At 60.2% G+C, this 21,026-nt stretch carries 21 protein-coding genes and 1 tRNA gene; 6 read left to right on the top strand and 16 right to left on the bottom strand.

The genetic code is table 11. The features are described from left to right. Window position 1 precedes the first annotated feature (1 nt). The 11 genes from urtC to ACN0SW_RS17370 all read right to left on the bottom strand — a co-directional run bounded on the left by urtC (window position 2) and on the right by ACN0SW_RS17370 (window position 12,447). Entirely contained in the window at window positions 2-1,114 is a 1,113-nt protein-coding gene (gene urtC, locus ACN0SW_RS17420; RefSeq protein WP_417729202.1) for an urea ABC transporter permease subunit UrtC, read from the bottom strand. Window positions 1,115-1,124: 10 nt separating this feature from the next. Beyond that, window positions 1,125-1,994: an urea ABC transporter permease subunit UrtB gene (gene urtB / locus ACN0SW_RS17415; protein ID WP_417729201.1), complete on the bottom strand. Its 870-nt coding sequence runs from the start codon at window positions 1,992-1,994 to the stop codon at window positions 1,125-1,127. 86 nt (window positions 1,995-2,080) lie between these two features. Further along, window positions 2,081-3,316: a transporter substrate-binding domain-containing protein gene (locus ACN0SW_RS17410; protein ID WP_417729200.1), complete on the bottom strand. Its 1,236-nt coding sequence runs from the start codon at window positions 3,314-3,316 to the stop codon at window positions 2,081-2,083. Between the two features lie 791 nt (window positions 3,317-4,107). Continuing rightward, window positions 4,108-5,658 carry an acyl-CoA synthetase gene (locus ACN0SW_RS17405; RefSeq protein WP_417729199.1) on the bottom strand — a complete coding sequence of 517 codons (1,551 nt, stop codon included), beginning with the start codon at window positions 5,656-5,658 and terminating at the stop codon, window positions 4,108-4,110. 5 nt (window positions 5,659-5,663) lie between these two features. Further along, window positions 5,664-6,680 (bottom strand): zinc-dependent alcohol dehydrogenase family protein, encoded by a 1,017-nt coding sequence (locus ACN0SW_RS17400; protein WP_417729198.1) that lies wholly within the window; start codon window positions 6,678-6,680, stop codon window positions 5,664-5,666. Window positions 6,681-6,684: 4 nt separating this feature from the next. Next, window positions 6,685-7,827 carry an acyl-CoA dehydrogenase family protein gene (locus ACN0SW_RS17395; RefSeq protein WP_417729197.1) on the bottom strand — a complete coding sequence of 381 codons (1,143 nt, stop codon included), beginning with the start codon at window positions 7,825-7,827 and terminating at the stop codon, window positions 6,685-6,687. Further along, window positions 7,824-8,786, bottom strand: coding sequence for a branched-chain amino acid ABC transporter permease (locus ACN0SW_RS17390; RefSeq protein ID WP_417729196.1), 963 nt, complete (start codon window positions 8,784-8,786; stop codon window positions 7,824-7,826). The genes ACN0SW_RS17395 and ACN0SW_RS17390 overlap by 4 nt, the downstream gene beginning before the upstream one ends. Beyond that, window positions 8,783-9,640 (bottom strand): branched-chain amino acid ABC transporter permease, encoded by an 858-nt coding sequence (locus tag ACN0SW_RS17385; RefSeq protein ID WP_417729195.1) that lies wholly within the window; start codon window positions 9,638-9,640, stop codon window positions 8,783-8,785. The genes ACN0SW_RS17390 and ACN0SW_RS17385 overlap by 4 nt, the downstream gene beginning before the upstream one ends. Before the next feature lie 94 nt (window positions 9,641-9,734). Further along, a complete protein-coding gene (locus ACN0SW_RS17380; protein ID WP_417729194.1) occupies window positions 9,735-10,946 on the bottom strand; it encodes an ABC transporter substrate-binding protein in 1,212 nt (403 codons plus the stop codon). Between the two features lie 30 nt (window positions 10,947-10,976). Further along, a complete protein-coding gene (locus tag ACN0SW_RS17375) occupies window positions 10,977-11,687 on the bottom strand; it encodes an ABC transporter ATP-binding protein (RefSeq protein WP_417729223.1) in 711 nt (236 codons plus the stop codon). Then, window positions 11,680-12,447: an ABC transporter ATP-binding protein gene (locus tag ACN0SW_RS17370; protein WP_417729193.1), complete on the bottom strand. Its 768-nt coding sequence runs from the start codon at window positions 12,445-12,447 to the stop codon at window positions 11,680-11,682. The genes ACN0SW_RS17375 and ACN0SW_RS17370 overlap by 8 nt, the downstream gene beginning before the upstream one ends. 159 nt (window positions 12,448-12,606) lie before the next feature. On the opposite strand from ACN0SW_RS17370, the gene ACN0SW_RS17365 reads away from it, so the two are divergent. Continuing rightward, on the top strand, window positions 12,607-13,506 hold the full coding sequence (locus ACN0SW_RS17365) for a LysR substrate-binding domain-containing protein (protein WP_417729192.1): 900 nt from the start codon (window positions 12,607-12,609) through the stop codon (window positions 13,504-13,506). A 1-nt stretch (window position 13,507) separates the two neighbouring features. On the opposite strand, the gene ACN0SW_RS17360 is transcribed toward ACN0SW_RS17365, so the two are convergent. Further along, window positions 13,508-13,828: a hypothetical protein gene (locus tag ACN0SW_RS17360; protein ID WP_417729191.1), complete on the bottom strand. Its 321-nt coding sequence runs from the start codon at window positions 13,826-13,828 to the stop codon at window positions 13,508-13,510. A 567-nt stretch (window positions 13,829-14,395) separates the two neighbouring features. On the opposite strand from ACN0SW_RS17360, the gene ACN0SW_RS17355 reads away from it, so the two are divergent. Together ACN0SW_RS17355 and ACN0SW_RS17350 are read left to right on the top strand one after the other, a co-directional pair. Beyond that, the gene (locus tag ACN0SW_RS17355; protein ID WP_417729190.1) at window positions 14,396-14,659 is read left to right on the top strand and encodes a hypothetical protein; all 264 of its coding nucleotides are present in this window, start codon (window positions 14,396-14,398) and stop codon (window positions 14,657-14,659) included. A gap of 54 nt (window positions 14,660-14,713) precedes the next feature. Next, window positions 14,714-15,079: a tyrosine-type recombinase/integrase gene (locus tag ACN0SW_RS17350; protein ID WP_417729189.1), complete on the top strand. Its 366-nt coding sequence runs from the start codon at window positions 14,714-14,716 to the stop codon at window positions 15,077-15,079. A 55-nt stretch (window positions 15,080-15,134) separates the two neighbouring features. Here ACN0SW_RS17350 and ACN0SW_RS17345 read toward each other — a convergent pair. Next, window positions 15,135-15,211, bottom strand: a tRNA-Met gene (locus ACN0SW_RS17345). A 128-nt stretch (window positions 15,212-15,339) separates the two neighbouring features. Between ACN0SW_RS17345 and ACN0SW_RS17340 the strand changes: the two genes are divergently transcribed. Beyond that, window positions 15,340-16,743: an FAD-binding oxidoreductase gene (locus ACN0SW_RS17340; protein WP_417729188.1), complete on the top strand. Its 1,404-nt coding sequence runs from the start codon at window positions 15,340-15,342 to the stop codon at window positions 16,741-16,743. Between the two features lies 1 nt (window position 16,744). Here ACN0SW_RS17340 and hemC read toward each other — a convergent pair whose 3' ends face one another. After that, window positions 16,745-17,692, bottom strand: coding sequence for a hydroxymethylbilane synthase (gene hemC, locus ACN0SW_RS17335; protein ID WP_417729187.1), 948 nt, complete (start codon window positions 17,690-17,692; stop codon window positions 16,745-16,747). A gap of 94 nt (window positions 17,693-17,786) precedes the next feature. Between hemC and hemE the strand changes: the two genes are divergently transcribed. Then, the gene (gene hemE, locus ACN0SW_RS17330) at window positions 17,787-18,821 is read left to right on the top strand and encodes a uroporphyrinogen decarboxylase (RefSeq protein ID WP_417729186.1); all 1,035 of its coding nucleotides are present in this window, start codon (window positions 17,787-17,789) and stop codon (window positions 18,819-18,821) included. Window positions 18,822-19,083: 262 nt separating this feature from the next. Then, complete coding sequence (gene dddP / locus ACN0SW_RS17325; RefSeq protein WP_417729185.1) at window positions 19,084-20,427, top strand: dimethylsulfonioproprionate lyase DddP; 1,344 nt, start codon at window positions 19,084-19,086, stop codon at window positions 20,425-20,427. Window positions 20,428-20,432: 5 nt separating this feature from the next. Here the strand turns inward: dddP and ACN0SW_RS17320 are convergent, their stop codons facing one another. Next, window positions 20,433-20,636, bottom strand: a complete 204-nt coding sequence (locus ACN0SW_RS17320; protein WP_417729184.1) for a hypothetical protein — start codon at window positions 20,634-20,636, stop codon at window positions 20,433-20,435. Between the two features lie 99 nt (window positions 20,637-20,735). Then, window positions 20,736-21,026: GGDEF domain-containing protein (locus tag ACN0SW_RS17315; RefSeq protein ID WP_417729183.1), on the bottom strand; the 291-nt coding region annotated here is incomplete at its 5' end.

Genomic DNA, 21,026 nt, shown 5'->3' with positions numbered 1-21,026 from the left:
CTCAGCGCTCCTGTCCGGATTTGAGAGGCGGTAAGTTCATGCTCGGATCATTAGACGTGGTGCGGGCCTTGCGTGCCTTGCTGCCTAGAACCAGCCAGAGATCTCCGAGCAGACCGTGTAGTCCACGTGGCATGAACATCACGACCAGAACAAAGATGACGCCAAGCATCAGGTTCCAGCCCTCGACAAAGACATCTGAGAGCCGCCCTTCCAGCAGGTTGACGAGGATCGCGCCTGCGGCTGCCGCCAACACAGAGTTCCGGCCGCCCACGGCACACCATATTACGATGGCGAGGCTGAAAGAGACGCTCATGTATGTGGGGGAGGCAAACTCGAGCACCAGCGTGTAGAGCATGCCAGCCCAGCCCGCGAGCGCAGCCGAAATACAGAAGATCACCGTTTGGAAATTCGCGACGTTATATCCAAAGAACCGCGTGCGATCTGCATCCTCGCGGATGGCGCGCAGGATCAGGCCAAACTTACTATGTGTAATATAGAGGCCGAGTGTGATCGCAGCCATCAGGCAGCCAGCGACAAGATAGTAAAACCCGACGCCATAGGTATCGACAGTCCAGCCGGGCAGCGTGAGCGGCGCCAAGCCCGTCAACCCGTTTTGCCCGCCGGTAATGCCCTGTTGTTCGATCACCACCAGTTGAAAGGCCACAAGAAAGGCCAGCGTGATAATTGCGACAAAGACGCCGGCAATTCGCGCGCGGAACATGAATATCGCGATCAGTCCGCCCACGAATGCCGGCACCAGTAGCCCGGCCAACAGGGTAAAGCCGAGTGAGTGAAAGGGAACCCAGAGAGCAGGTAACTCTGGGACATTGTTCCAACCCATGAAATCCGGAAGTGCATCGCCGCTCGCCTTAAGCTTGAGATGCATGGCCATGGCATAGGACCCCATGCCAAACGTCGCGGCCTGACCCAGATTGAGCAGCCCCGCACTGCCCCATGACAGGGCCAGCGCCAGCGACACGATCGCCAATGCCAGATAGCGGGCAAAGGTGTTCAACTCGAACCCGTCAAAGCCCATCAGGGCGGGAACCCCCAGCACGATGACCAGCGCAAAGAGCACCAGAGCCGCGAGATCGTAAAATAGTCTGGTTGTCATATCGCTCTCCTCAGCGGCGGGTGTTCGAAGGGAAGAGTCCGCGTGGACGGAACCGGATCAGCACGATAATTCCGGCCAGAACGGCGATGCGGCCCAGCGTGTCATTGAGCAACATCGAGAAAAGGGCTGTCGCCTCACCGATCAGCACTGATGCCGATGCAGCGCCCAAGAGGCTGCCCAGGCCGCCGACGATGACGACGAGAAAGGCATCCACAACAAGGCCGGTGCCCATGGTGGGAATGGTGCTGAAGAGTGGAGTGATCAGCGCTCCCGAGATCCCGGCCAGCCCTGCGCCATAGGCGAAGGTGACGGAATAGATGTTCTTGGCCTCGATGCCGTAGCATTCAGATATCTGACGATTCTGAATGACAGCGCGCAATTTCATGCCGAATTCGGTGCGCGTCATGAGAGCCCATGAGGCGCACAGGACTGCCAGTGAAAATGCGATGACAAACAGCCGGTAATTTGACATGAACAGGCCGGCGATTTCGGTGTTGCCACTCAGAAATTCCGGGCCTCTCACAAATCGGGATTCTGCGCCGACTGAGAGGCGAACCGCTTGTTGCAGAACTATGCCAATCCCCCAGGTCGCCAGAATGGTATCCAGCGGCCTATGATAAAGGCGACGCACGATAATTTTTTCAATGACCCAGCCGACGGCACCAACCGCGACAAAAACAAAGGGCAATGCAACTATAATGCTCAGTCCTGCATAAGTCTGAAGCGCCCAAGTGGCATAAGCCCCCAGCATGACAAACTCGCCATGCGCCAGATTGATGACCCCCATCGCTCCATAGATAATCGCCAGTCCTAAGGCGATCATCAGCAGGATCGAGGCCATGCTCAGTCCGGCAAATAACTGGTTTAGTATCACGTCCATCGAGACACCCTTCCCGTTGGCCCGGCCCTGTTCATAGGGCCGGGCGGTCCGTGTTTCTTGTTTTGTCGGAGATCGTGGGCCGGGGCTCAGCCCTCCACGAGGCCCTGTCCGGAGCAACGCTGGCCCTCGTAGGCCGCATAGGGCAGGGGTGCGACACGGTTCCCGGACTGAAGCAACACTTCGACCTGACCGTTCGATTGCCACTGGCCGATCTTGGGCCAGAGATGGGTGTGCAGGTTCTCGTCGATCAACACCTCGCCCTGCGGCGCGGTCAGCGACAAGCCAACAGCCGCGTTACGGATCGCTTCGGGGGTGATGTTCGCCGGGTCGAGTTTTTCCAGCGCCGCCTTGAACTGATAGACTTGGAAATAGGCCGCTTCGCTCACAAAGTGCGTGACCTGATCCGCGCCATAACGGGATTTATAGGCCTCGACAAAACGCTCGTTCTCTGGCGTCTGAGTGCCCATGAAATAGGGGGCTGACGAGAAGTGACCGGCGGCAGCGTCACCACCGATAGCCTTGACCTCAACTTCAGAGCGGGTGAGGCTGATCACGGGCATCTTGGCCGGATCTAGTTCTGCTGCGTGATATTGCCGGGCAAATGCCACATCGGAATCACCGACCACAGTCGCAAAAATCACGTCGGGCTCTTCAGCGCGGATGCGATTGATGACCGAACTGAAATCGGAATGCCCGAGGGGCACATATTCTTCATGCACCACTTCGCCGCCGTGCTTGGCCAAAAGGGTCTTGCAGTAGTTGTTCTCTTCCTTCGGATAGACGTAATTGTTCCCGATCATGTAGAAACGCGGTCCGAAATTCTCGATTGCCCAAGGGATCAGATCATCCTGCTGCTGGTTCGGCACCGCGCCGCCATACATCACGTTGCGCGAACATTCGCGACCCTCGTAGAGCGTCGGATACCAGTAGAGGTTCTTGCGCTGCTCGGTCACGGGCAGCACCGCCTGACGGCTGGCTGAGGTGTAGGACCCGAACACGCTCACGCATTTGTCCCGGATCATCAGGCGACGGGCGCGGTCGGCGTAGGTCGCGGGGTCCGAGGCAGGGTCTTCAATGATCGGGCGCAACTGCATCCCATGCACACCGCCCGCAGCGTTGATCTCGTCGATTGCCATCAGTGCGGCATCATGCAGGGTGCTCTCAACGACGGCAACCGCGCCGGTCAGTGAAAACAGCAGTCCGACGGGGATGTCACTTCCCTGTGCGGAGGCGCGGCTCAGCGTCGAAAGGAGCGCCGGCGCTGACAGCATACCAGCTGTCCCCACAGCGCCGACTCCTCCAAGAAAATCGCGACGTTTCATTCAGACTTCTCCTCTGTTGGATCCGAGCAGCCGTTTGATTCGGCAACAAAAAAAAGACCCTTCAACGCGGGGTGAACCGCAGCTGAAGAGCCTCATTGCTCATGTTGATTTTTTAGACTCGCATTTGAGCCTGCAACAATCGTTCAGTAGAATGAGTTTTTTTGCAAGAATATTTTTTTATTTAATTTCAGATGTATAGTGCTTTTGATCTCTGTGTGTTAGCTGGTTCATCTGGAATTGGAGTGGTTTGTGTCGAGCAAGATCGAGCAGAGAGGGGCCGGGCGCAGAGAGGTTTTCCGGGGCTGATTGCAGCCCCCCGGAGGCCCCCGTCCTTAGCTTGCCCCGAGATCTCGCTCTGTTTGCGCAGAAGGCCCCGGTCGGGGGTTGAGCGGGTCAGATGCAACCCGCTTTAAAGGGCTTGATCCTCAAGCGAAGCCTTCGGAACGGCGCGCTGACTGGTGATTTGTCTGGTGCAGCGACGGGGCTCGAGGTGAATTCGGCGATCAGGCCACCGCAGTGATCATCAGCTGAACGGGCTGCAGCTTGTTGCGCACAGCGGGCGCGCGCCGCCCACACCGACCGCGCTCACGATCGCAAGCTTCTCGTCATCCTCCCAGCGGCGATGCTGTTCGATCCCCAGAATGTCGCCTCGCATGACCCCTATGCGCATAAGAGACGTCGCATACGACGTCGTTATGCAAGTGTCTTAGGATATCAGCCCGCCAAACGGCAGGCGGTGACACAACTGGCCCGAATTTCCGCGACCACATCTTTATGGTAATTTTGGTAACTTAGGGCCAATACTCAGATTTCAGTTTCCGCTTGTAGAGCTTTCCAGTTGCAGAGCGAGGCAATGTGGCGCGGAAGTCGATGCTGCGCGGGCATTTGATTGAGGACAGGCGCGCTCGGCAGGTTGCGATCAGCTCCTCGGCCAAGACCGGGCTAGCGGTCTGCCCGGGCATAAGCTGCACCACGGCCTTGACCTCCTCACCAAAATCCTCGTTCGGGACGCCGAAGACAGCTGCATCCAGCACGGCGGGATGGCCGAGTAGGATGTCCTCGGTCTCTTGCGGGTAGATGTTCACGCCGCCGGAGATGATCACGAAGGACTTGCGGTCGGTGAGGTAGAGATAGCCCTCGTTGTCCAGACGGCCGATGTCGCCCAGCGTGGTCCAGCCCGCGGCATTGGTGCAAGCAGCGGTTTTGGCGGGATCGTTGTGATAAAGGAACTGGTGGCCATTTTCGAAATAGACCTCGCCCTCCTGACCGGTAGGCAGCTCTTGTCCCGCCTCGTCGCAGATGTGGATCACGCCCAGTTTCGCGCGCCCCACCGAGCCGGGATGCGCCAGCCACTCGGGCGCGGTGATAGCCGTGAAGCCGTTGTTTTCGGTGCCCGCGTAATATTCGTAGATGATCGGGCCCCACCAGTCGATCATGCGGCGCTTGACCTCGGGAGGGCAGGGGGCGGCGGCATGGACGGCCATGCGCATCGAGGAGAGGTCTAAACGGGTGCGCTGATCCTCGGGCAGTTTCAGCAGGCGCACGAACATGGTGGGCACCCATTGGCTGTGGGTGATGCGGTGGGTGTCGATCAGCGTGAGCGCCGCCATGGGATCGAAACGATCCATGACATAGGCTGTGCCGCCCATACGGATCGTGACCATGGAATGCCGAAGGGGCGCTGCGTGATAAAGCGGCGCGGGATTGAGATAACGGGTGTCCGCGTTGTAGCCGAACAACGAAGACAGCAGGTCCACCAACATGCTGCGCCCGCCGGGCAGATCATCGGGCAGAGGCCATTTGATCCCCTTGGGGCGTCCGGTCGTGCCCGAGGAATAGAGCATGTCGAGGCCCTGCGCCTCGTCCTTGATCGGAGTCACGGGCTGGGTAACGGTGATGGCGTTCCAGTCATGCAGGCCGGGTGGGGTGCTGCCTGCCACAAAGGTTTGCACCAAGGCTGTCAGTGTGGGCAGCAGCGGGGTAAGGCTGTCCAGCATCCGGTCCGAGGTGATGAGCAGGCGCGCACCGCAGTCCTCTAGAATGTAGCCGATTTCATCGGGCACCAAATGGGTGCTGATGGTGGTGTAATAGAGGCCCGCGCGGTCGGCTGCGAAGCAGATTTCAAGGAACTCGCGTCGGTTCTCCATGAGAATGGCGATATGGTCGCCACGCCTCAGGCCCGCCTGTCGCAGCACATGCGCAGCTTGGTTGGCGCGCGCCTCCAACTGGGCAAAGGTCACGCTCTCGCCCGTAGCGGTCATCACATAGGCGAGGGCGTCGGGGGTCCGGCGCGCATGGGTGCGGGGCTGGAACGGATGGGTGTCGGTTGAGGTGTGAGGCATCGGGATCAGAACCGGATCAATGTCTTGCCGAAATGGCCGCTGTCGCACTGGTGTTGCAGTGCTGCGTGCAGGTCTTCGAAGTCGAAGATCGTGCCGATGACGGGGCGAAGTTTGTGCTGTTCCATCGCGGCCAGCATTGCTTCGAATCCTTGACGATGACCGACCGTGACGCCCTGCAAGCGGACCTGCCGAGCGACGATGGGGCCAAGAGAGGCTTCGACCGTCAGGCCGGAGAGCACGCCAATCATGGCGATGGTGCCGCCGGGGCGGATCGCGCGCAGAGACAGTGGCAGGGTTTGCGCGCCGCCGAGTTCGACGATGAGGTCGTATCCGCCCCTGGCAGCCGTAATGTCGCGGCTGGCGCGCGCCCAGTCAGAGGTGGTCGCGTAGTTGATCGTGGCATCTGCGCCCATGGCGGTGACGCGATCCAGTTTGTCATCGCTGGAGGAGATCACGGTGACATGCGCGCCGTGCATCTTGGCGAAGGCCAGCGCGAACAGGGCGACGCCGCCGGTGCCCTGGATCAGCACGCGGTCGCCAGCGCGGGTCTGACCGTGGGTGACGATCGCGCTCCATGCGGTCAGGGCGGCGCAGGGCAATGTGGCGGCCTCGGCATCGGTGAGATAGGCGGGCACTTTCACCATGCCCTCCTCGGACAGGCAGACATAATCGGCCATCACCCCGTCCAGCGGCCCACCAAGCGCCGAGGCGAAGGCGGCGGGGCTGGGCTCGCCTCCGGTCCAGTTCTGGAAATAGGTGGGGCAGACACGGTCGCCCGCGGTCACGCGGGTGACATCGGGGCCGGTGGCCACAACCTGACCGACACCGTCCGAGACGGGGATGAGGGGTAACTCGCCCGTCGCGCGTCCGTAGCCGCGTTCCGGCACGATCAGGTCGCGGGCGTTCAGCGCGGCCATGCGCATCTGGATGAGCACCTGATCCGGGCCCGGCTGGGGTTTGTTTCGTTCACTCAGGCGCAGATTGACAAGGCCCCAGTCGTCCTGGATTTGGAAAACACGCATCGGATCAGTCCTTTGTCTGGCGGCTGCCGGGCCATGAGAGGCGCGCGACACGTTCCAGAAGGGGCGCAATCGCCCCGTCGGTCAGTGCCGCGCTCTGCATGGCGGCAAGGTGGCGGGTCAGGGCATGAACTGGACGCAAGCCTTCGGCGCCCATGGCGTGCAGCAGAGCGGGCAGGTGGCGTTGTGCGGTTTGCACGGCGTGGACCTTGGCCTGCGCCGCAAGGATCTGGGCTGTGGGATCATCGCCTGTGATGGCTGCCACGGCGCGGTCGGTCAGGGCCTGGGTCGCGGCCAGATCGGTCTGAGCCTGCGCCAGCGTCAGACGCCATGCCTGGTGATCCATCAGCGGCTTGCCGAAGCTGTGGCGAGTCTGGCCATAGGTGGCGACCGTGGTGATGCTTGCGTCGAGCATGGCGCAGCACATGGCGGCGACATAGGTGCGTGCGCCGTTGATCTCGCTCAGGATCGACAGGAAGGCGGTGCCGGCGGGCAGGATCAGCGCCTCGGGCGGAAGTTTGACCGCGTCCAAGGTGAAGCCGCCGGTGCCGAGGCTGGTCTGGTCAAACCCCGCGTCGGTCGCGTGGCGGGTCACGCCGGGGGCTGTCAGATCGACGGCAAAGGCACCGATGGCAGCGGCGCCGTCACCCGTGCCGCATTTGGCGAAGACGATGGAGAGGCCCGCGTGACGCGCGTTGATGATCCAGTCCTTTTGCCCCGTGATCATCCAGCCATCAGGTATCTGGGTGGCGCGGGTTTGCAGGGCGGCGACATCGGTGCCGGCCTCCGGTTCGGTCAGGGCGGTGCAGGCGGCGGTCTGGCCGGACAAAAGCCCCGGCAGGTAGTGTGCGGCAAGGTCTGGCGCGCTGAGGTGCAGGCGCAGGGTGGCGTTGTGAGTGTTGACGATGGACATGGCGAAGCCGAAATCAACGGCGGCCAGTGCAGCGCAGACGGCGGCTTTCTGCGCGAAATCAAAGCCGAGGCCACCTGCGTCTTTGGGTAATTCGATGCCGAAAAGGCCAAGCTCGGCCGCAGCGCGCAAAAGCGTGGGGTCGGGGACCGCGCCTTGATGCCAGCCTGCGACGACGGGGGCAAGCTGCGTCCGAGCGAAGCGTTGGACCGCCGCCAGATGATCCGCGCGGGCGGTCATCGCATGGCCTTTCCGGTAGCTCGGGTCCAGAGCTGCCCTACCACGCCCACGATGCCGCGCGGCATGAAGATCGTCGCCAGCACAAGCAGCAGCCCGTAGAGGATCAGGCGGAAACTGTCGGCAAAGCGCAGGTATTCGGGCAGGAATACGACCACGAATGCCCCGATCACCGGGCCGAGGATGGTGCCCGACCCGCCGATGATCACCGCAAGGATCGCGTCAAGCGATTGGGCAAGACCGAAAATCTCGGGGTTGATGAAGCTTTGGTAATGGGCATAGAGCGCGCCTGCGAGACCGGCATACATGGCGGAGGTCACGAAGGCGAAGAGTTTGTATTTCCAGGCGGCGATGCCGATGGCGCCCACCAGTGTCTCGTTCTGGCGGATGGCGATCAGGGTCTGGCCGATGCGCGAGCGCACGATCAGGGCGGCCAACGCGGTCATCGCGACGGCGATGATCAGGACGAAGTAATAATAGGTTTCGCGGTCGGCGAAGTCGAGCCAGCCCCCGTCGCGCCCCGGTTTGGGGATGCCGCTGATCCCGGCCTCGCCCTGCGTGAGGTCAGTGGCGTGCATCAGGACGATGAAGATCACAAGGTTGAAGGCCAGAGTGACGATGGCGAAGTAATGTCCCTTGACCCGAAGGCTGGGATAGCCCGCGAACAGCGCGAACAGCGCGGTCACGAAAGGTGCGAGCAAGATCGTCAACCAGACGGGCAGGCCGAAATGCAACCCCATCAGCGTGGTGCTGTAGGCGCCGATGCCCATGAAACCCGCCTGCACGATCGAGACATAGCCGGTATAGCCCTGGATGAGGTTCTGCCCCTGTGCCGCGATGACCCAGACCAGCGCCAGAACGCTGAGGTGTAGGTAGTATTTCACCGTGATCAATTGCGGCAGCAGGACTAAGCCCAGCAGGGCCGCGGCATAGAGGATATGTGTCGGTCGCAGCGTCATCATGCTTTCCCCATCAGGCCCTGCGGGCGCAGCAACAGAACGGCGATCATCACGACGAAGGCGATGACATCCTTGTAGGCGGAGGAGATGAAGCCCGCCGCCAGCGCCTCGGTCACGCCGAGGACCAGGCCGCCGACGATGGCGCCGGGGATCGAGCCCAGACCGCCGAGGATCAGCACTGCAAATCCCTTGACCACCAGCCATTCGCCGATGCCCGGCGCGATGGCAAAGAGCGAGCCGACCATGACCCCTGCGCAGACCCCCAGCGCGGTGGAGATGGCGAACACCACCAGAGGGATCGTCTTGACGTTGACGCCCATCAGGATGGCAGCGTCCCGGTTTTCAGCCACGGCACGGATCGCCTGTCCGGTCTTGGTCTTCTCGACGAAGAGCGTCATCGCGATGATCAGGAGGGCGGCGGCGATGATGACATAGAGCCGCAGCTCCGGGATCGTGACCCCGCCGATGTCGAAGACGCGGGAGAGGTTGGTGGGGATCACCACCTGTTCATGGCCGAAGAATTGAAGGTTCAGCCCCTCGACCATCATGGTCAGGCCCAAGGCCACGATGAAGGCGTTGATATGATTGGCGTTTCGGACGGGGCGATAGGCCAGAAGCTCGATCAGGATTCCCAGCACGAAGCCCACGATCAGTGCGACAAGGATCGCCAGAAGCAGCGGAAAGCCCCATGACGTGACTAGAAAGAAAGTCAAGTAGCCGCCGAACATGGACACCGAGCCATGGGCGAAATGGGCGATGCCAAGGATGCCGAAAACGGTGGTCAGGCCCAGTGCAATCAGCACATAGACGCCACCGATCGCCACGCCGTTGACGATCTGTTGCAGGATCTCGATCATGGTGCGGTCTTTCAGGGTCAGTGCCGCAAGGGGGCGGCGTGATCGTGATATTTGGCGGCGCAGGACAAAGACGCCCTACGCCGCCGGGAGGAACTCAGTCGATCGTGCTCAGGAAAGCAGAATAGGCGGCGGCGTCGGAAGGCAGATCCTGCACGAAGACCCAATTGCCGCCCTGCCATTGGAAGGCGCCGTTGGAGGTATAGGCCTGACCGTTGGCGTCGAACATCTTGTCGTCCACGGGCAGGTATTGCATCACGACCTCGGCCGGGATCGGCATGTCGCGAAGGGCGGCGGCGACGGCGGCCGTATCTTCGATCGTGCCTGCCGCTTCGAGCGCGTGTTTGAGCGCATAGGTCTGGTCATAGGCATAGGGCGAACTGGGCGAGGGGGCGATGCCGAATTTTTCGGTATAGTTGGCGTGATAGGCGACCCCATTCTCGCTCGCGGACAGCAGGGTCAACTCGGTCGGGCGCAGATCCCAGACGCCCTCCATCTGCTCGGAGGTGGCGACGCGGAGGAACTGCTCCTCGGAGCCGCTGGTAAAGCCATAGCGCGGCACGTCGATGCCCAGTTCGACCGCCTGACGGTAGATGAAAGCCGCGGGTTCGACATAGCCCACGACAAGGATCGCATCGGGTTGCATCTCGCGGATCTTGGTGAGCTGCGGGGACATGTCGCGGTCCTTGAGGCCGAAGGATTCGCGGGTGACGATCTCGCCGCCCGCTTTCTTCAGCTCGGCCTCGAAGGCATCGACATAGCTGGCGTAGAAGCCCACATCCAGCGCGCCGAGCACGGCCACTTTCTTGTGACCCTTCTGAGCGACGAATGTGCCTGCGGCAGCGCCGGTGTAATCCGCTGGCGGACGGGTGCGGGTCAGGTTGGCGATTTCCTTTGTGGTGATCGAGCGTTCAGCCGCATTGCCGACCAGCATGACGGCATCCTCATTCGCGATGAAGGAGGCGACGGCGCCCGTCGCGCCCGAGCAGCAGAACCCGAGGATGAACTTGACGCCGTCGCGGTCGATGAGCTTGCGCACGGCATTGGTGGCTTCGGTCGGGTTCGCCTTGTCATCATAGGCGATGACGTTGAGCATATAGGTGTCCTCGCCCACCTTGACGCCGCCTGCGGCGTTGATCTCCTCGACCGCCATCTGCACGGCGTTGGACTGGGGCAGGCCGTAGACCGCGGCCCCGCCGGTCAGCGCGTCGGTCACGCCGATGTCGAGTGTCTTTTCTTCGGCCATGACCATTCCGCCGGTCAGCGCCATCATGGCCGTGAGTGTTGTGAACGTCAGTCGCTTTGTCATTGTCATTCCTCCCGTGTTTCTCCGTTCGCGTCAGTGTCCCAGATAGGCCTTAACCACCTCCGGGTGTGATTGCAGCTCCTCCCCGGTGCCGCTCAACACGATCTCGCCGGCTTCGAACAGATAGGCGCGGTCGGCCAGTCTGAGTGCCATGAGCGAATTCTGTTCGACAAGCAGGATGGTTTTCCCCATGGCCTTGATGCGCGCGATGGTCACGGCCACCTCGGCCACGATCTTGGGTGCAAGGCCAAGGGACGGCTCGTCGAAGATACACAGTTTCGGGCGCGCCATGAGCGCGCGGGCAATGGCCAGCATCTCCTGCTCGCCGCCCGACAGGGTGCCTGCGGCCTGATGGGCGCGGTCGCGCAGGATCGGGAACATGTCCATCATGCGCTCCAGATCGGCCTCCTGTTCCGCATCGCGGCGCATATAGGCACCCATGCGCAGGTTCTTGACCGTGCTCATCTGTGGAAAGACCTGCCGTCCTTCGGGGCACATGGTGATGCCTGCCTGAACGACGGCACGGCCGCTGAGGTTGGTAATGTCGTGCCCTTCGAATGTGATGAAGCCACCTTTGACCGGGACCAGCCCGCAGATCGCCTTGAGGGTCGAGGATTTGCCGGCGCCATTTGCCCCGATCAGGGCGACACATTCACCGGCGTTCACCGTCAGGCTGATGCCGTGGACGACGTCGATAGAACCATAGGCGACCTTGAGATCATTGATCTGGAGCATGTCAGACAGCCTCGCCCAGATAGGCGTCGATCACGGCGCGGTTGGTGCGGATTTCCGCAGGCGTGCCTTCGGCGATCTTGGAGCCGAAATTGAGCACGACAATACGGTCGCAGACTTCCATGATCAGGGCCATGTGGTGTTCGATCACCAGAACGGATGTGCCCCGGTCGCGGATCGCCTTGATCGTGTCCGCCAAGGTCTTACGTTCGTGCGAGACAAGACCAGCGGCGGGCTCGTCCAGAAGGATGATCTTTGGCCTGGCGGCCAGTGCGGTCGCGATCATGAGGAAACGTTGCTGCGCCGAAGAGATGGTGCCGACGGTCTGTTCGGCCACGGGGGCAAGCCCGGTCAGGTCCAGAATGTCCTGCACCCTTGTGCGCAGGGCCTCTGCCTCGGACGCGTCGCGGCCCATGCCGAAGACCGAGGACAGGGGGTGCGACTTGAGCGTAACGGTGCCGCCCAGCGTGATCTGCTCGCGGACGGTGAATTCGGGAAAGATGCTGGCCGTCTGAAAGGTGCGGGTCAGGCCCAGACCGACGCGGGCGTGTTCCGTGAGGTTCTGCACTGGCGTGCCGCCCAGCCGGATCTGACCGGATGTCGCGGGAAAGACCCCTGCCAGAGCGTTGACGGTGGTGGATTTGCCTGATCCGTTCGGCCCGATCAGGCCCAGCACCTCGCCGCGGGCAACGGTGAAGGAGAGGTCACGTATCGCCTGCACGCCGCCAAAGGATTTGCAGAGGTTCTCCACCTCAAGAACAGTTTCGGTCATTGTGTCCTCCCTTCCGCTGGCGCTGTCTCCCGCAGCGCCGGACGGATGGGTCAAGGCTATCTGCTGGACGCGGTGCCGGAAAATTCAAAGATTCTGTAGTGGTATCGAATAATTAGATGATAGTCTGAACTGGTTATCGCATGGGATAGTTGTGGTCAGATGGTCGAGATAATCAGAAATATCAATTCTATTCAGGTATTTATGGTTTGCCACGAGGTTGGAAACGTGACCCGTGCGGCGCAGGAGTTGAATATCAGCCAGAGTTCGGTCAGCTATCACATCAAAAAATTGGAAGAAGATTTGTCGGTGACCCTGTTTCGGCGCACCGCCAGCGGTTTGCAACCGACCGAACAGGGCAACCTTCTGGCGCAGCATGTGGCGCGGGGTCTGGCGGCCATCCGCACGGGGCTGGACCGGATCGCACAGGGACCGGGGACAGTGCGCGTGGCGCTTCTGCCGATGTTTGCAAGCCGTTGGCTCTCGTCACGGCTGGGGCAGTTGCTGGAGGAGCATCCCGAGATGAACCTGTCGATCCAGAACCACAACAACAGTTTCGTGCGGATGCCCAATCCCGAGCGATTTGCCGATCTGGGCATTCAGTGGGGGCGGGGAAACTGGGACGGTTTTCACGTCACGCGGCTGTGGTCTGAGACGCTGGCGGTGGTGTGCAGCCCCGATTACCTGAAGGCGCATCCTATCACGACACCGGTCGATCTGCTGACCTGCACGCTGCTGCATGTGGACGATACCCGCATGTGGGAGGAACTGCTTGCAGGGAATGGACTGACACTTGATACGGCACAATCGCAGATGATGTTGGAGGACCGGCATTTCCAGTTGAGTTCAACCATCAACGGTTTGGGAGTGTCGCTTTTTGCGTCATGGCTTGTTGAGGATGAAATTGCGAAAGGCACCTTGGTCAATCCTTTCGAGCGCATGTTCGAGACAAGTTTTGCCTATCACGTCGTTGTGCCGCGCGCAGCGGAACCTTCACAAGTAATCCAAAGGTTTCATCGTTGGATCTGTAATCAAAGTCTTGACTGGATTAAAAGCCGTTGATTCAATGCGTAGCTTCACTCGGAAGAGAAATAACATTAATCAGGAAGTCGAATGCCGATGCAGCCCAAAGCCGCCGTCGCTTTTTTGCTCCGATGTTACAGTTAAGCTTGTCTAACACCACAATCGTTTCGGTTTGAATTGTCAGCATTAATTGGGTTTTGCGCTCTGCCTCGGTCGCCTGGGACAGTCCTGCTATGACAACCGGGCCGTTACGGTGGATTGAGAGTCCCGTGGCGTGTTCGGACGGCTTCTTTGCAATTAAACTTTTGTCTCGCATTCCATAGTCGATCAGGCTGGAATAGGTGTTTAGGATAATGTTCATGACTAAACCAATTCCTTTAGTAATGAAAATATGTTAAGATCATGATAATAAGGCATTTATGCTATAGCTGACTTACAGTTTTGAAGGAACAACGCCAATGAAGAAGGTCGTAGGCTACATACGGCAGCCAATGACGGCGGGCGTGTTGCCGATACTGGCTCGAGTTCTTTCAATCAGTGGAAATCGAAGCGTGCAGCTTTGGGCGACGATTGATGTGTGTCCATTTAAAAGGCATTAACTCCATCCGTAAGAAGCTCTCAGATGGCTCAGTGCGCGTTTACTATTATGCTTGGAAGGGTGGCCCACGTTTGCCTGGGAAACCCGGACCCCTGAGTTCGTGGAGGCCTATAACACAGCTATTCGAACGCGGCGCTCGCAGCCAGAAGGCACTTTGCAGGCCATTCTGAACGCTTACCAAGAAAGTCAGAGGTTTCTGGACCTTGCTCCGCGCACCAGAGAGATTACGCGCGTCATATTCGCAAGATCGAGGGGGAATATCATGACTTCCCTCTATCGGCCCTTTCGGAGCGAGCTGCGCGAGGTGAATTCCTGTCATGGCGGGATAGGATGGCGAAGACATCTCGACGCCAAGCTGACTATACTTACTCTGTGTTGGCTCTGATAATCGCTTGGGCGTATGATCGCGGCCTCGTGCCTTCAAACCCGTGCGAGCGCCCCGGCAAAGTCTACAGGTCCGAGAGAATCGACAGTATCTGGACGTCAGAGGACGAAGCCGCGTTTCTGAAGGTTGCCCCCTCACATATCGGCCTTGCCTTTATGCTCGCGCTCTGGACCGACCAGCGTCAAGGAGATCTGCTGCGTTTGCCCTGATCTTCATATGATGGCCAGAGAATTCGTCTTCGGCAGCGTAAGACTGGTGCTCGTGTGGAGATTCCCGTTGGCAAGCCATTGCGCGCTATGCTGGACCAGACATCGAGAAGCGCGGTCACGATAATGGCGACGAGCAGGAAGACTTCATGGACGGAGTCGGGCTTCAGGACGTCTTGGGGTAAAGCCTGCAAGAGAGCAGGGGTAGAGGACGTGATCTTTCACGATCTTCGCGGCACCGCCGTAACTAGGCTGGCCGAAGCGGGCTGCAGCGTCCCCGAGATCGCGGCCATTACCGGGCATAGCCTAAAGCAGGTCACCGCAATCCTCGATGCGCACTATCTCAGCCGGGATTCGAAGCTTGGAATTTCAGCGATCCAAAAACTCGAAGAGCACGAAAAAAGAACAAAATCTCCCAACTGATCTCCCAACTGAGGGAAAGCGTCGAGTCACCTGCTGCATAAGTGCTTGGAAATTATGGTAGCGGAGGAGGGACTCGAACCCCCGACACGCGGATTATGATTCCGCTGCTCTAACCAACTGAGCTACTCCGCCGGACCGTGGCGGTAGGTATGACAGCGCGTGGCGTGCGTCAAGGGCGAAAATGGCGGTTTTGACCGGTCTTGTGGCGAGGAGTTCTTTGTCACATGATCCCGGACATGGCTTGCGCAGCAGACACCTTGATGACTGAGATTGGCCGGATTGTCGGTCCGGGTTACGTCGTGCGCGGCAGGGATGCCGAACCGTGGTCGCAAGATTGGCCTGGGTTGGTCCGGTGGCAGCCTCTGGCGGTTGTGCGGCCTGCACATACGGCTGAAGTTGCGGCCATCGTGCGTTTGGCCAATGCGCGGCGGATTCCTATCGTGCCGGTTTCGGGCAACACCAATCTGGTCAAGGGTACTGTGGCTGAGGGGGCGCTGATGCTGTCCTTGGACCGGATGTCGGCCATTCGTGAGATCAGACCCGAGGGGCGGGTGGCGGTTGTCGAGGCGGGGGTGATCCTTGCCACATTACATGAGGCTGCGGCGGCGCATGACTTGATATTTCCGCTCAGTTTCGGCGCGCGCGGGTCGGCGATGGTTGGGGGCGTGCTCTCGACCAATGCCGGGGGATCGAATGTTCTGCGCTATGGCAACACGCGCGACCTGTGCCTCGGGCTTGAAGTGGTGACGCCGACCGGTGAGGTGATGACCCTCATGAGTGAACTGCACAAGAACAATTCAGGCTATGATCTCCGGCATCTGATGATTGGGGCGGAAGGCACGCTGGGGATTATCACAGCGGCGGTGCTCAAACTGTTTCCCCGCCCGCGCGCCTATGCAACGGCGATGGTGGCTGTCGCGTCGGTAGGGGGGGCGCTGCGGTTGCTCAACCGGTTGCAGGATGAAACCGGAGGAGCGGTGGAGGCCTTTGAATATATGCCCCGCAGTTTCATGGCAGCCCTGTTGAAACGCTTCCCAGAGATGCGTGCGCCGTTTGAAAAGCCTTATGATATCAACGTTCTGGTCGAGTTGGGCGCGCGCGCTCCGCGGGACACCACGCCCGATGCTACAGGGCAGGTGCCGCTCAGCGCGCATTTGGACTCGGTTCTGGCGGGTCTTTACGAAGAGGGGCTGATTCTGGATGCCGTCGTGGCACAGAATGGAGGGCAGCGTGCAGAGATCTGGGCGCGGCGCGAAGCTTCGGCGCAGATCTTGCGGGTGCGTAAACCTGTGGTCGAAAATGACATCGCGGTGGCACCGGATCGCATGGAAGAGCTGATCTCGCGGATTGAGAAAGTCAGTCAAGCAATTGATCCAGATATAGAAAACACCGGCGTCGCGCATCTGGGCGATGGCAACCTGCATTATGTCGGCTGGCCATCACGAGATGATTCGGCACTGTGCCGCGCAGTGCAAGAGGCGGTTGAGACAGAAGTGATTGCACTGGGCGGCAGTTTTTCAGCCGAACACGGTATCGGGTTGTCGAAACTGCCGGCGATGGCCGCGCATAAGGATGCCACCGCCTTGGCGATGATGCGGGCCATCAAGGCAGCGGTGGATCCGAATGGTATTATGAACCCCGGAAAACTAATTCCTGATCAATGAGTTAGGTTCTCCAGTCAAAGAACCCCGGACCTGCCTGCGCCAAGAGTTTGGCGGCCATGGCGCGGCCCAATTCGGCACCATCCTCAATTGCCACGGATTGGTCGTCACTCAGACGCTCGCTTCCGTCGGGGCGCAGGATTTCACCGCGCAGGCGCAGGGTGGTGCCGTCAAGCTCCGCCAACCCGGCAATCGGGGTCTCGCAGGAACCATCAAGTGCAGCCAGAAAAGCGCGTTCGGAAACAAGGCGTTGGCCGGTTTCCTTGTGGTGAATTGCGGCCAGCATATCAGCGGCGCGAGAGTCGTCAGTGCGACGTTCGATGCCGATGGCGCCTTGGGCCACGGCGGGCAGCATCACCTCGGGGTCGATCGCAGCAGTGGCCACGTCAGAGCGCCCCAGACGGTTGAGGCCAGCCATGGCAAGGAAGGTGCAGGCGGCGACGCCGTCCGCCAATTTCCTGAGCCTTGTCTGGACGTTACCGCGAAACTCCACCACTTCGAGATGCGGATAGGCGACCAGAATCTGTGCCTTGCGCCGCAAGGAAGAGGTGCCAACCAAGGCGCCAGCGGGCAATTCCACCAAGGATCCCACGGAGGGCGACACGAATGCATCGCGCACATCCTCGCGAGGCAGGTATGTATCCAGCAGCAAACCCTCGGGTTGCAGGACGGGCATGTCCTTCATCGAGTGCACGGCGATGTCGATATCGCCGGTCAAAAGCGCCTGTTCGATCTCGCGGGTAAACAGACCCTTGCCGCCGATCTCTTTGAGGGGGCGGTCGATGATCTGATCGCCTGTTGTCTTTATGACAACGATTTCAAAGGCTTCATCGGGAAGGTCAAAGGCGGTGCCGAGGCGCGCGCGCGTCTCATGCGCCTGGGCAAGCGCAAGGGGCGATCCGCGAGTGCCGATCTTGAGCGGGTGGGACGGGGTGGGTAAATCACGTGTCATGGCAGAGGTTTAGACGTGACAAAGCGACGTGGCAAGCGCCCGGCGCTTGACATCTTGGGGTGTCAAGGCGACCACAGGCAAAACGGAGGATAAGATGCCCGCGCAAAAGACTATTCTGAGAGCCCTCGCCGGAGAGACCCTGCCGACACCGCCGATCTGGATGATGCGGCAGGCAGGGCGCTATTTGCCGGAGTATCGGGCCACGAGAGAGCAGGCGGGGGACTTCCTTTCCTTGTGTTATAACAGTGATTTAGCGACCGAAGTTACATTGCAACCGATCCGCCGCTATGGGTTTGATGCGGCGATTCTCTTTGCCGATATTCTGCTCTTGCCGCAGGCCTTGGGGGCGGATTTGTGGTTTGTGACCGGAGAAGGGCCGCGATTGTCGACGATCACGGACCGGGCCGGGTTGGACAAGCTGAGGCCGGTGGACGAAATTCATGAAACATTGAACCCGGTTTATCAGACCGTGCGCAACCTAGCCGGTGCCCTGCCCAAGCAGACGACGCTGATTGGATTCGCAGGCGCGCCGTGGACGGTGGCGACCTATATGATCGCCGGGCGCGGAACCCCGGATCAAGGGCCTGCCCATGCCTTGAAGGCTGAAAACAAAGAAGTTTTTGACGGGCTCATCGCGCGGTTGACCGAGGGCACGATCGAGTATCTGTCCGCTCAAATCGAGGCGGGAGCCGAGGTGATCAAGCTCTTTGACAGCTGGGCAGGATCACTGAAGGGTGACGATTTCGCAAACTATGCGGTTGCCCCGGCCAAGCGGATCATTTCCGAGTTGAAGGCGCGGCATCCGGGCATTCCGATCATCGCTTTTCCCCGGGAAGCAGGGGATAACTATATAGGATTCCACGCGAAAACCGGGGCTGATTGCGTTGCGGTGGACGATTCGGTCAGCGCTGAATGGGCCGCAGAGTATGTCCAGAAGGATGGCTGTGTGCAGGGAAATCTCAAGTCTTCTCATATGGTTACGGGGGGAGAGGCGCTGGTGCGCGAGACCCGCGCGATTGTCGATGCCTTTCGGGGGGGGCCGCATATTTTCAACCTCGGGCATGGAATCACGCCGGATGCGGATCCCGACAATGTGCAGTTGATGATCGACACGGTGCGGGGGGCGTGAGCGTACAAAGCGTACCTTTTGTACGCGGTTTGTGTACGCAAGGCCGAGGGCCGATTTTCCACGGCGCGGCAACCTGATTTTAACCTTTGTCGGGCAGGGTGGTCGCATGTCAGGGGAAAAGGATCATGACATGCAATTGGAATTGAACCCGAGTTCAGAGCCGACCACTGGCCCAGTCATCAAAAGCGACCACATGCGATGTCGCGGTTGAGCGCGCCAAGCCAGAGGTGGACTCACAGTCTGAAGATCGGAGGATTTGCCGATGACCAGACATTACCGCGATACCCGCAAGATCGACCCGAACCGTGGGGCACTCTTGGGCGACAACACGCCCAATGACGCAGACCGGGTCGAGATCGGACCCACGCAATTGGCCTATGGCGAATGGGCGGCGGCGGGCCTTGAATTGCCGGATCTTCAGGCGATGCGGCGGCATCGCTGGGAGCGGTTGACAGCGGCGGTGGTGGCGCGGGATTATGGCGGGCTGTTGATGTTCGATCCGCTGAATATCCGCTATGCGACCGACAGTACCAATATGCAACTGTGGAACACGCATAACCCGTTTCGCGCCGTGCTGCTGTGTGCCGATGGCTACATGGTGATCTGGGATTACAAGAATTCGCCATTCCTGTCGGCGTTTAACCCGCTGGTGCGCGAAGTACGATCAGGAGCCGATCTGTTTTATTTCGACCGGGGTGACAAGGTGGATGTGGCGGCCGATGTGTTTGCCCGCGATGTGGCCGCACTTCTGGCCGAACACAGCCCCGGCAACCGGCGGTTGGCGGTGGATAAGGTGATGTTGCACGGGCTGCGCGCGCTGGAGGCGCAGGGCCTTGCGATCATGGACGGTGAGGAGGTCACGGAAAAGACCCGCGCCATCAAGGGGCCGGATGAAATCCGCGCGATGCGCTGTGCCAGCCATGCCTGCGAGGTGGCGGTGGCTGAGATGGAGCGCTTCGCGCGTGGTGCCGTGCCTGGCGGCGGGGTGAGCGAGGATGACATCTGGGCGGTGCTGCATGCAGAGAACATCCGGCGTGGGGGGGAATGGATTGAGACGCGATTGCTGAGCAGTGGGCCGCGCACCAATCCGTGGTTTCAGGAATGTGGGCCGCGGATCGTGCAAAACAACGAGATCGTGGCCTTTGATACCGATTTGATCGGCAGTTATGGACTTTGTGTGGATATCAGCCGGACGTGGTGGATCGGGGATGCGCGCCCACGCCCCGACATGGTGGCGGCGATGCAGATTGCGCATGAGCATATGCACGCGAATATGGCGATGCTGCGCCCCGGGGTGACGATCCCAGAGTTGATTGCGGGCTGTCACCGGCTGGACGACAAGTATCAAGCGCAGAAATATGGCTGTCTGATGCACGGGGTGGGTCTGTGTGATGAATGGCCGTTGGTGGCCTATCCTGACAAGGCCGTGGCGGGTGCTTTTGATTATGCGCTGGAGCCCGGCATGGTGCTCTGCGTCGAGGCGCTGGTGAGCGAGGAGGGCAATGATTTCTCGATCAAGCTGGAGGATCAGGTCCTCATCACCGAAGATGGGTATGAGAACCTGACGCGCTATCCGTTCGATGCGGCACTGATGGGCGTGGCTTAGCGGGGTTATTCCTCTGCCGTCCAATGAGAGCGCATGACATTGCCGTGCCAGTCCTCGATTTGCGCGGGCTGGGCTGTGGTGTCGGGCCCGCGTGACGCTGTGGCCAATATGGCAATCGCCAAACCCGCAAGCAGGATCACGACAATCGGGCCGCGCTGTGGCCAATGCGCGCTCCGCACCGGGGGGCTGAGGTGAATGTTTTGTGGCATGATCCGATCCTTTCCATCCGGGGTGACACGACCCGACATAGGGGTGACATATGAATTCCAAAAACGAATTTATGTTTGGGTATTCATCACGGTAAGTGATTAATTATGCTCGGTGGCGGCAAGCGGCTGCGGCGTATGGTCAAGCTTGGGGTCATAGCGGCAGGCGCGGTTGCGGCCCGCATGTTTGGCGCGATAGAGCGCGCGGTCGGCCTGTTTCAGTGCCGTATCGAGCGTGGTGCCGGGGGGCAGGGCGGCCACGCCAAAGCTTGCGGTGAGGGTCAGCGTGCGGGACCCGAGGAAAATCGGGTTTTGCCGGGTGCGCCGGGCAAGGCGGCGGGCCGCGGTATAGCCATCGGCGAGGCCGGTGTTGGGCATCAGGATCGCGAATTC

This window comes from Roseovarius sp. (genome assembly GCF_048262375.1).
Classification (GTDB): Bacteria; Pseudomonadota; Alphaproteobacteria; order Rhodobacterales; family Rhodobacteraceae; genus Roseovarius.
The sequence above is the reverse complement of the archived record's forward strand: the minus strand, read 5'-3'. Positions and strand labels throughout refer to the sequence as shown.

Excerpts from the sequence above, each read along its gene's own strand:
- ACN0SW_RS17360 (WP_417729191.1), bottom strand. The coding sequence starts at position 13,828 with ATGAACATTATCCTAAACACCTATTCCAGCCTGATCGACTATGGAATG.
- ACN0SW_RS17355 (WP_417729190.1), top strand. The coding sequence starts at position 14,396 with ATGGCGAAGACATCTCGACGCCAAGCTGACTATACTTACTCTGTGTTG.
- ACN0SW_RS17405 (WP_417729199.1), bottom strand. The coding sequence starts at position 5,658 with ATGCCTCACACCTCAACCGACACCCATCCGTTCCAGCCCCGCACCCAT.
- ACN0SW_RS17385 (WP_417729195.1), bottom strand. The coding sequence starts at position 9,640 with ATGATCGAGATCCTGCAACAGATCGTCAACGGCGTGGCGATCGGTGGC.
- ACN0SW_RS17395 (WP_417729197.1), bottom strand. The coding sequence starts at position 7,827 with ATGACCGCCCGCGCGGATCATCTGGCGGCGGTCCAACGCTTCGCTCGG.
- hemC (WP_417729187.1), bottom strand. The coding sequence starts at position 17,692 with ATGACACGTGATTTACCCACCCCGTCCCACCCGCTCAAGATCGGCACT.
- ACN0SW_RS17340 (WP_417729188.1), top strand. The coding sequence starts at position 15,340 with ATGACTGAGATTGGCCGGATTGTCGGTCCGGGTTACGTCGTGCGCGGC.
- dddP (WP_417729185.1), top strand. The coding sequence starts at position 19,084 with ATGACCAGACATTACCGCGATACCCGCAAGATCGACCCGAACCGTGGG.
- ACN0SW_RS17320 (WP_417729184.1), bottom strand. The coding sequence starts at position 20,636 with ATGCCACAAAACATTCACCTCAGCCCCCCGGTGCGGAGCGCGCATTGG.
- urtB (WP_417729201.1), bottom strand. The coding sequence starts at position 1,994 with ATGGACGTGATACTAAACCAGTTATTTGCCGGACTGAGCATGGCCTCG.
- ACN0SW_RS17365 (WP_417729192.1), top strand. The coding sequence starts at position 12,607 with ATGGTCGAGATAATCAGAAATATCAATTCTATTCAGGTATTTATGGTT.
- ACN0SW_RS17390 (WP_417729196.1), bottom strand. The coding sequence starts at position 8,786 with ATGATGACGCTGCGACCGACACATATCCTCTATGCCGCGGCCCTGCTG.
- ACN0SW_RS17410 (WP_417729200.1), bottom strand. The coding sequence starts at position 3,316 with ATGAAACGTCGCGATTTTCTTGGAGGAGTCGGCGCTGTGGGGACAGCT.
- ACN0SW_RS17380 (WP_417729194.1), bottom strand. The coding sequence starts at position 10,946 with ATGACAAAGCGACTGACGTTCACAACACTCACGGCCATGATGGCGCTG.
- urtC (WP_417729202.1), bottom strand. The coding sequence starts at position 1,114 with ATGACAACCAGACTATTTTACGATCTCGCGGCTCTGGTGCTCTTTGCG.
- hemE (WP_417729186.1), top strand. The coding sequence starts at position 17,787 with ATGCCCGCGCAAAAGACTATTCTGAGAGCCCTCGCCGGAGAGACCCTG.
- ACN0SW_RS17400 (WP_417729198.1), bottom strand. The coding sequence starts at position 6,680 with ATGCGTGTTTTCCAAATCCAGGACGACTGGGGCCTTGTCAATCTGCGC.
- ACN0SW_RS17370 (WP_417729193.1), bottom strand. The coding sequence starts at position 12,447 with ATGACCGAAACTGTTCTTGAGGTGGAGAACCTCTGCAAATCCTTTGGC.